At 35.6% G+C, this 13,814-nt stretch carries 6 protein-coding genes; all 6 read right to left on the bottom strand.

Annotated elements, in window-relative coordinates:
• Nucleotides 1-269, bottom strand: a 269-nt coding sequence (locus P8H68_RS11465; RefSeq protein ID WP_300325160.1) for an AAA family ATPase, incomplete at its 3' end; no start/stop codon positions are given.
• 116 nt (nt 270-385) lie between these two features.
• Nucleotides 386-1,291: a PorP/SprF family type IX secretion system membrane protein gene (locus P8H68_RS11460; RefSeq protein WP_300325157.1), complete on the bottom strand. Its 906-nt coding sequence runs from the start codon at nt 1,289-1,291 to the stop codon at nt 386-388.
• A gap of 10 nt (nt 1,292-1,301) precedes the next feature.
• Complete coding sequence (locus P8H68_RS11455) at nt 1,302-10,154, bottom strand: MBG domain-containing protein (protein WP_300325156.1); 8,853 nt, start codon at nt 10,152-10,154, stop codon at nt 1,302-1,304.
• Nucleotides 10,155-10,491: 337 nt separating this feature from the next.
• Nucleotides 10,492-10,830, bottom strand: coding sequence for a cupin domain-containing protein (locus P8H68_RS11450; protein ID WP_300325153.1), 339 nt, complete (start codon nt 10,828-10,830; stop codon nt 10,492-10,494).
• 87 nt (nt 10,831-10,917) lie between these two features.
• The gene (locus P8H68_RS11445; protein ID WP_300325150.1) at nt 10,918-12,669 is read right to left on the bottom strand and encodes a cbb3-type cytochrome c oxidase subunit I; all 1,752 of its coding nucleotides are present in this window, start codon (nt 12,667-12,669) and stop codon (nt 10,918-10,920) included.
• 59 nt (nt 12,670-12,728) lie between these two features.
• Entirely contained in the window at nt 12,729-13,796 is a 1,068-nt protein-coding gene (locus P8H68_RS11440) for a cytochrome c oxidase subunit II (RefSeq protein ID WP_300325147.1), read from the bottom strand.
• Nucleotides 13,797-13,814 lie beyond the last annotated feature (18 nt).

The raw sequence follows: 13,814 nt of genomic DNA, 5'->3' as shown, positions 1-13,814 counted from the left end.
ACAGGTCCAGAAGTTACCTTGATGCCAACATTCAACTCGTTTGCCAAAATATTAGCAAGCGTTGTTTTTCCCAAACCGGGAGGGCCATGAAATAAAGTATGATCTAAAGCTTCTCCTCTTCTATTTGCGGCTTCTACAAATATTTTTAAATTTTCCAGTGCCTGTTCCTGTCCTGTAAAATCGTCAAAACTTAAGGGTCTTAATTTTTTCTCTACATCCATTTCCTCATGTGAGAAATTGGAGTTTTCTGGATTTAGATTTTCATTCATTCATTCGATGCTTAGATAGCACGAAGATACTAAAAATTATAGCTCACTAAAGACTCTTCCTTTGATTGACTTCCATTTTATCATTTATAAAAATCAATCACAAATAGTCTCTCATTTTAATTCCACTTATATCTCAATAGCAACTCTAAAGAACCATGAGTATTCACCTTTGCGATCTCTGATACATTCATATCATAAGCAAACCCAAAATTAAAATTACTTTTTGAAGAAAACATCGTATATATGGAAACCGATTCTTTCCAACGGTAATTCAAACCAGCTTTCAATTTCTGTTGGTACTCTAAAGTTGTGGATAAATCATAGGTAGCTGTTGCTCCAGCTACAAATCTACTCATGATGGCCGGTATTAATGAAAAATCATCATTGAACTCCATGATATATCCTCCTCCAAAATAAACATGTAAATAGTTTACAATAATCTCGGGTGCATCCACTGCAACTGAATATCTTTCTACTTTTGATGCACTTGGAGTTGAAAGACTCAAATAATACTTCGGATGAGATAGGTAAATTCCTGCACCGATTGTTGGTGTGGCATAACTTTCATTTTCACTAAAAACCATATCTCTATCTGGAGCTCCTGCAGTAGTTAAATTTAAGTTTACAAAACTAACACTTGCTTTTAATCCAAAATGGACATAGTATTCATCTGAAAATTGCACTTCATATGCCAAATCAAAAGAAGCATCTGTTTTATTTAAAATATAAATTTCATCATTTACAACAGACAAGCCAAAACCCAACCTGTCATGAATCGGAGCCGTATATGCAATAACAGAAGTATTTGGAGCATCAGGAACCCCCGTCCATTGACTGCGATAAGACAAACTAGCCTCAGCATGTTTGTTTACAGAAACATAAGCAGGATTGATGATGTTTAAATTAAAATTATACATCGTGAAGTTAGGTTCCTGTTGCGCTGTCAGTTTGATTGCACTTGCAAAACAAAATACACATATCAGAATTCTCATATTTATCATCGTTCTATTTCTACTATTCATCACCTACCTTTTAGTATTTTATATAAATCCAACCTTGCACAATATGTTTACCAGATGTTTTTAAGTCCAATACAAAGAAGTAAGCACCTTCAGGAAGTTTGGCATCTCCGCTTGTAAACATATTTCTTCCGTCCCAAGTATTATCGTAACCATTTGCTTTGTAAACAAGAGCTCCAGACCTACTGAAAATCGATAATTCATTGTTTGGATAGTCTTCGATATCTCTAATCTCCAAGACATCATTGATTCCATCTCCATTAGGAGAAATTCCATAACCTTTCTTTTCTTGAATTTGATTTGCATCCAAATAACCATCATTATCATCATCGTCATCACAATGGTCCGGAATATTATCTAAGTCACTATTTTCAGTACTTATCAAAATTGTGTAGATTTCAGAAAGGACACTAGAATTATATGACAAATCAGTAGCAATAGCGGTAACGTTATAAGTACCATCCTCCTGAGTAACATCACTTAAATCTAAAGTCCAGTTTCCATAAAGATCCGTAGTTCCAAAACCTTCTGAACTTCCATTTATAAACACCTCTACAATACTCTCAGGCTCAGATTTCCCGACAATAATAAAATTATTATCAGATGTCACTTCTCTGTTATTTGGACAGGTAAAGCCAGCCGCCTGCAGCACAATTGGTGCACTAGGAGCTGTAATATCTAAAGTTGTGAAACTTTTAATCTCGCCATATCCTATTCCCATTGAATTCACTGCATAAGCTCTATAATAATAAGTGGTTTCACTATTCAAATTGTTCTCAATGCTTCTAAATGGGTCTTTAGCATCTAGCTCAATTCTTACCAATACAGAAGAATTTTTAGCAACCAAATTTGAATTGACAAACCCTAACATAAATCCTTGTTCTGTCACTTCATTTCCTCCGTTTGAAATCAGTTTCCCTTCAAACAAGGCAGTTTTTCCAGAAACATCAGCGGCCTCCATCGTACTAACCACCGGAACAATCTTCTCAATGGTTAAAGAGCCATCAACAATTGTAATCAAATAATTATCGTTTGAATACTCCATGTAAACTTTATAAACACCTACTTCTTCACCAGGTTCCCTTTTTAGAAGATTGGTAAAATCTAGAGTATTATTGCGATCTCCTGAAGTTATTTTATAAGTAAACTCTGGATCTTCCGTTCCATAACCTTTTGTTAAGTGATCTATCGTAATTGTTAATTCAGAAACTACAATTATTAAATCAGCACTGATATATGTGATTAAATAGTTCGGATGAGAAAGCGTTGAATAAATTGTATATGCTCCTATTTCTTCACCTTCTTCCCTAATCAACTCACCTTCAAATACATCACCCTCTACAAATAAACCAGAAGTAATCTCGTAACTTAAAACAGGATCTAAAGAACCATATCCTTTTGTTTTCTCATCTGCTTTTACTGTTATTACGGATTGAGTAATTTCAAAATCTGCGCCAATGTAAGTAATATCATAATTCGAATTTTCAAACGAAGAATAAATCTTATAGAAACCTACATCCTCTCCTATTTCTCTTGAAAGCTCCATTTCATCCCAACTAGCCAGTGCACCTTCAATAAATTCGTAAGTCAATATTGGGTCTTCCTCTCCATACATTTTTGATTGTACCATTGCAGAAACCGTTACTGCTGCCTTCGTAATATTTAATGATGCCTTTTCGTAGCTAATCTCATAATTGAAATTGGCTATACTTGGAAAAATGGAATAAGAGCCTATATCCTCACCCTTTACTCTTGTAAGGAATATATCCTCGCCAACTTTCATATCTCCGGATGTAATTACATACTCAAAAGCAGGATCTTCTTGACCATATTGCTTAGAAACATCTTTCAACTCAACAGACAACTTAGCCTTTTTGATAACCAATAAGATTTCTTTGGTTATACCTTCAAAATTGACAGATGCACCATATGTTGCTCTTACTTTTACAGCTCCCACATTACCCAGACTGACATTCTCATTTCGAGCGCCAGACAATACGGTACCATTTGCTTCACCAACAATCGTATATGTAACAGGGATATCTGAATCTGTTACAGCTGCTAGCTTGAAGTCCGCATCTCCATATGTCTTTGTGATATTATCAAATTCTAATGTAGGGTTTTGAGGAATAATCGTAAATACTCCTGGATTCAATACTCCTGCAATGATGTTATAATTCTTATCATTTCCACCGAAAATCAAAATATAATACTCACCTACATTTGAGGTAATATCAGCAATGGTAATTGCAACAGGCTCCTCATCAAGATCTAGTTTTGTATCATCATAAACAAAGCCTTCATAATTAATTGTCAGCTCTGGATTCTCAACTCCATACACTCTTGACATATCATCTGCTCTTGCGATTAAGTCTGCTTTTTCAACTGTTAAAATAATATCTCTTGTCACAGAAGCAAAATTAGTAGTTCCCTCTACGGTGGCTCTAATTCTTATTATTCCCGCATTTCCAATTGAAACCATATGATTTCCAATACCAGATAATGTTGTTTCACCAGCGTCTCCAATAAAGCTATAGGTAATCTCGCCTACAGAGGTTGTAGTAGCCTCCAAACTAAAATCTGGATCTCCGTAAACTTTATTAATGTTTGAAAATACTAGAGACGGAATTCTTTCAATAATAGTAAGGACTCCAAGACTAAATATACCCGACTGAATAATATAATTATCATCCCAACCACCATACAATACGATGTAGTATTCACCTACATTTGAATCAATAGTTGCAATGGTTTTTGCTCTAGGCTCAACATCTATATCAGCAGCTGTATCCGTATTTACAAAACCACTATAGCTTATGGTAAAATCAGGATTCTCTGTTCTATAAACTCTAGAAACATTCTCTGCCTTTGCGGATAAAATTGCCTTCTCGATTGTAAGCACAATCTCTTTATAAGATTCAACATAATTAGTCGTACCTGAATAGCTTGCTCTAATAATCACTTTGCCTGCATTTCCAATTGAAACAACTTGATTATTTGCACCAGACAAACTTGTTCCGTTTGCGGCTCCAACAATACTATAACTAACAGTTCCATCTGAATCCGAAGTTGCATTTAAGCTGAAATTATCATCTCCATACACCTTAACAATATCAGAGAATTCTATAGTCGGCATTGCAGGAACAATAGTAAAGTCAATTCCCGAAATCACCTCCAATTCATAATTATTAGGGGCACTCAAGCTTCCTTTCAAAATTTCATAGGTCCCAATATTTTCTCCAGCTGTTCTAACCAAACTACCTTTTAGTATGCTAGAATCTTCAGATAGAGGATTGATTGTAAAGGTCAATGGTGGGTCGTTTTCACCGTACTCTTTAAACTGACCTGCATTTGGTGTAACGATAATCTTTTTTGGAAGAATTTCAAAATCTACTCCAGAGGCAACCATTAAATTATAATTCATATTCGACATCAAATCTCCCCTTGAGATTTCATAAAGTCCGATACCCTCTCCGAAGACTCTTGTAAGGTTTCCTGTCAAAATATCTCCAGACTCTAGAGCTGGGAACATTGTATATTTCAATTTATAGTCCGATTCCCCATATACCTTATTTTGACCAGATACAGGTGTAATCATAATATCTTTAGGCGTAATGCTAAAATCAACACCTGAATCAAATACAAAACTATAATTAGGCCCTGCATCCAAGGTTCCTTTAGAGATATCATAGGCTCCAACATCCTCGCCCGGTGTTCTTAAAAGATTCCCTGTTAAAGCATCTCCTGCAAATAAACTCGGTACAATATTATAGGTAAGAATCGGATCCACTCCTCCAAAAATCTTAGATTGATTCTCTGTTGGTGTTACTTTTATTTGTTTCGTTGAAATAATAAAATCAATATTAGAAGTAAAAACCAAATTATAATTAGCAGTCGTGTTTAAACTTCCTTGATTTATTTCATAAACTCCTACATTTTCTCCAACTCCTCTCGAAAGTTCTCCTGTCAATACATCTCCTAATTCTAAAGCAGGTGCAATATCATATTTCAAGATTGGATCGCCTTCACCGTATACTTTCGACTGTCCGATCAATGGAGTTACGAAAACATCTTTTGCTGTTATGTTAAAATTAACCCCTGGAGTAAATAATAACGAATAATTAGCACTAGCTGCAATATTACCTTTGGTAATCGAGTACGTACCTATATTTTCTCCTGAAACTCTATTTAGTTTTCCGGTTAACACGTCTCCCATAACTAATGCTGGAGTTATATCATAAAACAACTCTGGATCAATTTCTCCATAAAATTTTGTTTGGCTTGCAACTGGCGTTATCGTAATTGTTTTTGGGGTAATGCTAAAATCTACCCCTAAATTATACACCAATATATAATTAGAACCAGCAGTTAATGAACCTTTGGTAATGGCATAGTCTCCAATATTTTCACCTACAACCCTAGATAAATTACCATAAAACAAATCGCCACTTTCCAATCCTGATGAGACATTGTATGCTAGTATTGGATCTGCATCTCCATAAACTTTAGATTGCCCTGCTGTAGGAGTAATGGTAATTGTTTTTGCGGTTATTGAAAAATCAATACCAGAATCAAACAATAAAGTGTAGTTAGGTCCCGCACTTAATGTTCCTTGACTTATTTCGAAATTCCCAATATTTTCACCTAATACTCTCACAGCATTCCCGGTAAAACTATCTCCCAATTCTAAATCTGGTGCGTATGTATAGGTCAAAACAGGATCTACCTGTCCGTAAACTTTACTTTGACCCATTGTTGGTGTTATTCTAATTTCTTTAGGGGTAATACTAAAATCAACACCTGAATTAAATACTATAGTATAGTTTGACCCTGCGTTTATAGTACCCCTTGAAATCGCATAATCTCCAATGTTCTCTCCTGGAATCCTTTGTAAGGCTCCGGTAAAGGCATCTCCACTTTCTAATTGGGGAGCAATCGTATACTTAAATATAGGATCAACCGAACCAAACACTTTAGATTGTCCGGCTGTTGGTGTAACTGAAATAATTTTAGGTGTAATAAGGAATTCTATTCCAGAAGTAAAAATCAAAGCATAATTAACCCCAGCAGTCAAAGTTCCTTCTACTATCTCATAAGCACCAATATTTTCTCCTGGAACTCTATTCAAACTTCCAGAAAAAGCATCCCCAATTTCTAAATTTGGAGTTACTGAATAGGTTAAAATAGCATCCGATGCTCCGTAAACTTTTGTCTGACTAACTGTAGGAGTTATCGTTATCGTTTTTGCACTGATACTAAAATCTATTCCTGAATTAAATAGTAAGTTATAATTTGAACCTGCATCCAAGCTACCTTTAGTTATTGAATAAACACCTACATTTTCACCAGGAGTTCTTGACAGTTCTCCAGAAAACACATCACCAACTTCAAGAGCCGGAGAAACACCATAGGTATAAACTGGATTAGTTTCTCCATAAACTTTAAATTGTCCAGCATTTGGCGTTACTGTTATCGATTTTGGTGAAATAGAAAAATCGATACTTGAATTAAATTTCAAAGTATAATTAGGTCCCGCATCCAAGCTTCCTTGATTAATAGCGTAAGACCCAACATTTTCACCCGTCACTCTCACAAGACTACCTGTAAATACATCTCCACTTTCCAACAGTGGTACATTATCAAAGGTGAGTATAGGATTCAATGCTCCATATATTTTACTTTGAGACAGTCTAGGTGTTATATTAATTTCTTTTGAAGTAATGCTAAAATCTACGCCTGCATTAAATACAATAGTATAATTAGTTCCTGCAGTTAAAGTACCTAAACCAATTGCATAATTTCCGGTATTCTCACCTGAAGTACGATCTAATTGGCCTATAAAATTATCTCCTGACTCCAATAAAGGTGCTGTGGTATATGTAAAAACCGGATCTACAGATCCAAACACTTTTGATTGGCCCGGATTCGGTGTGATGCTAATTTCTTTAGGCGAAATAGTATAGTTGACACCTGAACTAAATAGGATTGAATAATTAAGACCTGCATCCAATGACCCCTGTACAATGGAATAATCACCGATATTCTCACCAGGATTTCTTGCAAGACTTCCTGTAAAAGAATCTCCTGTTTCTAGGTTTGGAGAAACATCATAGTTAAGTACTGAACCAATCGATCCATACACCTTAGATTGCGCCGTTAGAGGTGTTACTGTAATTTGCTTTGAGGTGATGCTGAAATCTATTCCCGCAATAAATTTCACGGTATAATTAGCCCCTGCATCTAAACTACCTTCTATGATATCATAATCACCAACATTCTCACCAGGATTCCTTAATAACTGACCAGAAAAAACATCTCCTAGTTCCAAAGATGGTGAAACAGTGTATGTAAAAATAGGATCCGTTTCTCCATAAACTTTGGACTGACCAACTTGAGGTGTTACAGTAACCTCCTGCGGAACAATCATAAAATCAATCCCTGAAATAAATTTAATTGTATAATTTGCTCCAGCACTTACATCTCCTTGGGTAATTGTGTAAAACCCAACTGACTCTCCAGGTACCCTTGTAAGGCTTCCCATAAAGAAATCTCCAGATTCTAATACTGGTGCATTATTAAAACTTAACAATGGATCCGTTTCTCCATATATTTTAGATTGCCCCGCAACTGGCGTAATACTAATTTCTTTAGGGGTTATACTAAAATCTATACCCGTATTGAAACTTATTAAATAATTAGATCCTGCAGATAAACTTCCAATATTGATAGGATAGCTACCTACATCTTGTCCGAATGTCCTGGATAAGTTTCCTGTAAATGTATCACCCGCTATCATACTAGGAGAAACATCATAGGTTAATACCGAATCTGTAGTTCCATAAATCTTTGTTTGACCTGCTATTGGAGTTATTTGAATTTCCTTTTCTGTAATTGATAAAACCCCACCTGTACTATAAGATAATGTATAGTTAACATTAGCCCCCAAGGTTCCTTGATTGATGGCATACGAACCTACATTCTCACCAGCAGTTCTTTGTAAGACGCCTGTCAAAACATCACCTGCTTTTAACGAAGGGACAATCGAATAGCTCAACACTGGATCCGCTTCTCCATAAACTTTGGTCGCATTATCAGCAGACACAACTATTGCTTTCTTTCCAATTGAAAGTGTCATATCTATATAACCACCATCAATGGTGCCATGTTGTGCAACTGTAGCTCGAACTGTCACTGTACCAACACTTCCTAAAGAAACGGTCTCATTATTTAAACCACCCAAAGTAGTACCCACAGAGGTAGCACTTACAATGCTATACGTAATAACACCACCAGAATTTGATGTAGCCAACAAATCAAAATTAGGATCCCCATAGGTTTTATTGACATCTGTAAATGTCGTCACCAATTCCATCACATTAGTCACCGAAATATCCACATCCTGATTTTCAGAATCTCCGAAAATATTGGTTACAGTGATATTCACTTTATAAACATTATCGCCATTTGCATCTGTAGGATTTTCAAAATCGGGGGAGTTTTTAAAAGTTACCTCACCTGTTATAGGATCAATGTTAAAAAGAGCCTCATCATTTCCTGAACCAAAACTATAAACCAAGGCAGATATTTTAACCGCGGACGCTGTGTAGGCCGTTGTAACAATATTCTCCATCACTGCTACTGCGGTTGCAGAAGTAAAAACCGGTTTAAGGGCAGTAATAGGATTACTCATATTTCTAGTCAGTAAATCTTGTGCAGCAACATCCGACGCAACCTGGTTTTCAATATTATTCGCATTATCATTGACACCGTCACCCATCAACCAAACTTTGGTACCAAATGCTCCCAAACTGGCGTCATTCGGATTTATTTGAAAGTTTGAAGTGGTTCCGTTTACATCAGGCTGTCTCCAATCCCTACCTACTTTGTAATCATTCAACCATTTTAACGGGTCCAAGGTAATTTCCCTTATCTCAGTATCCGAAGGTAAGTCCTCACCCTGTTTTAACGTTGTAGCCACTACCGAGGCAATCATACCATGACTTAAACCAGCATTGACAAAACGAGCACCTACATAAAAATCTCCTGTAATTGTACCTGTATAACCTTGATCATCTATATACCAATCTCCTGAAGGAGTAGAAACGGCTCCCGTACTTATATCAACCAACCTAATTCTAAAAGGTGTTGTAGCTAAATCGTCTGTTCGAATCCCATTATAATCAACATAAACCGCATACCATTTTCCAGAAACCAAATTCGTATCAGCTCTCCATGAAATATGATTTTTATCGTTCCACCACCACCAGCTACTTCCTGGTTTATGACGTCCTAAATAAAAAGTCAATTTATTATTTACAACAGCAAGCAGCAGTCTTCCATTATGATCATGTTCACTAGTACCAGCTGTCTGGGACCATAAGCCACTTTGTCCTCCATCATCAGTATGTCTAAAAACAACACTTGTAGCCCAAGGCTGACCCCCATTTGCTGTTTTTCCAGAACCAGCCGCAACGCCACTCATAAAGCTACGTCTTAGCGGGTTATTCCAATCCGCATTTGTATTTGCAACCAAATAATCGTTATTCCCATCGAAGTCAACCGCATATTCGAACGGAGTTGTAGATGTAAAGGCAGCAGCTCCGAATGCCATCCATTTAGGTAATTTAGTGTCAGAACTAGTTTTGGAACTTGTATTGAAGTAAGTATTCTTTTTATCAGTCCTATTTAAAGAAACAATGTCAAATCCTGAGTCGATATTCAACGCATCAAAAAAAGAATAAACATAATTAGAGCTATCCTTAGCGTCAAAAGGAATAGTCTTGTATTCGGTAGAAAACACCAATAAGGGTACTAAAAAGCACATGACAAAAAACTGCCATTTACTTCTAAGGCAGGGGTAGGCCATAGTAGAAAAGTTAGGGGTAGATAACTATTTAATAAAAAACCGAAGACACTTAAGTAGTAGTAGCATCATTGGTTTACAACAAATTATGAAAATAAATTTTCAATGAAATCAAGGAGATTTATAATTTGAAATATTTAAACAAATAAGTACTAGTATTTTTTCTAAAATCAAATTTTGGGGTAGGTTGATCATAATTATTAGTTTTATTCGACCAATATACAAAAAAATCCATTTATAGCTATTTTTGAACTGATTATTAGCTAAATACACCCATTTATAGACAAAAACAATGATTTATAGCGATAATTGAATATCCCTATTTTCCACAGCACACCATTCAATCTGTTGCTACTCCAAAATATAGCCAAGAAACGTTTTCATCATAACAGTTAATTTGTTCATGCCATTCACCCTGTTCTATAGTCATGCAATCACCTGATTCAAGCGTATGTTTAACTCCATCCACTACAAAATCTACCTTACCGAATTGTATGAAAAACACTTCATACATAGAATCATGCTTGTGTCGTTCCACAAACTGACCCGGTTTAAAAATAGCAGAACCAAACATCATCAATTGAGGTACTATATTATTGCCTAAGAAAACTTTTTTTTTAATATCTTCATTATGGCTAACTCCTAACTCTGGTAATAATTTTGTTTTTACTAGTTTCATAATTGCTTCGATTAAAATATGTACAAATACTAAAATAAAAAAGCCTTTCTAAATTAGAAAGGCTTATAATATAAATTTTCAAATCAATTAAGATTCTTCTTCTCCATCTTTTAATGGCACATCTTGCATAACGAAATCTTCATCGTGTCCTGGCTTACTATAATCATAAGCCCAACGCTCAACTGAAGGGATTTTACCTGGCCAGTTACCATGAATCCCCTCCACAGGAGTAGTCCATTCTAATGTTGTAGATCTCCAAGGGTTCTGCACTGCAGTTTTTCCTTTGTAGATACTCATAAAGAAGTTTACCAAGAAAATAATTTGTCCAATACCACCGATCAATGCGAAAATAGTTATCACAACATTTACATCTGATAAATCATCAAATAATGGAAATGCAGTATTCGTATAATATCTACGAGGTAGCCCCGCTAATCCAATAAAATGCATTGGGAAAAACACTCCATATGCCGCTATTGCAGTAATCCAGAAATGCCAATATCCTAATGTTTTGTCCATCATCTTACCGTACATCTTTGGGAACCAGTGATACACACCAGCATACATTCCATAAATAGCGGATACACCCATTACTAAGTGGAAATGCGCCACAACAAAATATGTATCGTGTACATTAATATCCAACGCACTATCTCCTAAAACAATACCTGTTAAACCTCCTGTAATAAATGTAGAAACTAGTCCAATTGAAAACAACATAGCTGGATTCATTTGAAGGTTACCCTTCCATAGCGTTGTTATATAATTAAACGCTTTTACAGCAGATGGGATTGCAATCAACAACGTTGTAAATGTAAATACAGAACCTAGGAATGGATTCATTCCAGAGATAAACATATGGTGACCCCATACGATTGTCGACAAGAATGCGATTGCCATAATAGAACCAATCATTGCACGATAACCAAAAATAGGCTTACGTGAGTTGGTTGCTATAACTTCAGAGGTTATTCCTAATGCAGGCAATAATACAATATACACCTCAGGGTGTCCTAAGAACCAGAACAAATGCTCAAACAATACTGGAGATCCACCTTGATAGTGTAATACTTCACCACTGATAAAAATATCAGATAAGTAAAACGAAGTACCAAAACTTCTATCAAAAATCAACAATAGAGCTGCCGATAATAATACAGGGAAAGAAACCACACCAATAATTGCCGTGATAAAGAAAGCCCACATTGTAAGTGGCAATCTTGTCATTTTCATTCCTTTTGTTCTTAAATTTAAAATCGTAACGATATAATTCAAAGAACCAATTAATGATGATGCTACGAATATCGCCATAGAAACTAACCATAAAGTCATCCCCATTCCTGAACCAGGAATTGCTTGTGGCAAGGCAGATAACGGAGGATAAATAGTCCAACCAGCAGATGCAGGTCCAGCCTCAACAAACAACGAAATCACCATGATTACACTAGAAATAAAGAACATCCAGTATGAGATCATGTTCATGAATCCAGAAGCCATATCACGTGCTCCAATTTGCAAAGGAATCAAAAGATTACTAAAAGTTCCACTCAATCCAGCCGTTAACACAAAGAAAACCATGATTGTACCATGAATTGTTACCAATGCTAAATACATATCAGGATCCATTACTCCATCCGTTTGATGGTGTCCTAAAAAAGCTTCTACAATTGAAAACGAATGCTCCGGCCATGCAATTTGCAAACGGAATAACATAGACATAAGAACTCCGATTACACCCATAATAATACCGGTAATCAAGAACTGCTTAGAAATCATTTTGTGATCTTGACTAAAGATGTATTTAGTTACAAAAGTTTCTTTATGATGATGTTCTGACATAATATAATTTATTTTTTTTATCCCCTAAGGGAAAGAAAATGTTTATTCTTTAATTATCCTTATTTAACTACTTCTGCGATTGTTTTTTGTTGTTTCAACCAGCTGTAAAAATCAGCCTCTTCTTCAACAACAATTTTCATTTGCATGTTATAGTGAGATGCTCCACAAATTTTATTACATAACAATAAGTAATCAAACTCATAAGGATCTTCACCTTTCTCTTTTCTTACTTTATTTACTCTCGCTACTTTACGAACTGTCTCTTCTTGAACTCTCATTTCCTCAGTAGTAAATTTAGGAGTAAATCCAAATTCAGTTACCATCCCAGGAACACAGTTCATTTGAGCTCTAAAGTGAGGCATGTAAGCAGAGTGCAATACATCTTGAGAACGGAATTTAAACACAACCTTTCTTCCTTTAGGTAAGTGTAATTCTCTTACAGGAATATCATCAGCAGAATTTGCATCCGTCATGTCAACACCCATAGTGTTAATTCCCTTAATGTTTCTTACGTTACCACGACCTAATGTATTATCAGCTCCTGCATATCTAGCTTGCCAGTTAAACTGCTGTGCATACACTTCAATCACAATCGGATCTTCAGCATCAGATAAATCCATTACATCGTTCCAAGTATACAATCCGTATCCAATTAACAATGTCAATGCGATTGCTGGAACTGTTGTCCAAATCAATTCTAATTTATGGCTATCAGCATAGAACAACGCTTTTCTATTATTGATACCTCTGTATTTATACGCGAAGTAAAACAACAATCCCTGAGTCGCAAATTGAACTATTCCAATCATTACGAAAGAAATCAAGAATAAGTTATCATCATTCTCACCTTCAATAGAAGCTGATTCAGGCAACATCAAATCATTCAAAAAGAATAAGCAGTATGCCATTAAAATGTAGAAACCTATAAGGAAAACTAAAAATAGCTTCCCGTGTAAATCATTATCCTTTTCAGTCGCTAACGGGTTTTCTTCTAATTTTGAAATCGCCGTAACTTCCTCGTTTTTATCATTTCTTAAAATTACCTTCCCGTAACTTGTCAATCTATTCACTTGCCAAATCCCTAGGGCTACTGCAACAGCTAAAAAGATGTAAAATAAAGCTAGCATATGTTCTATTTATTTATA

This window comes from Flavicella sp., assembly GCF_029238425.1.
Lineage (GTDB): Bacteria > Bacteroidota > Bacteroidia > Flavobacteriales > Flavobacteriaceae > Flavicella.
The sequence above is the reverse complement of the archived record's forward strand: the minus strand, read 5'-3'. Positions and strand labels throughout refer to the sequence as shown.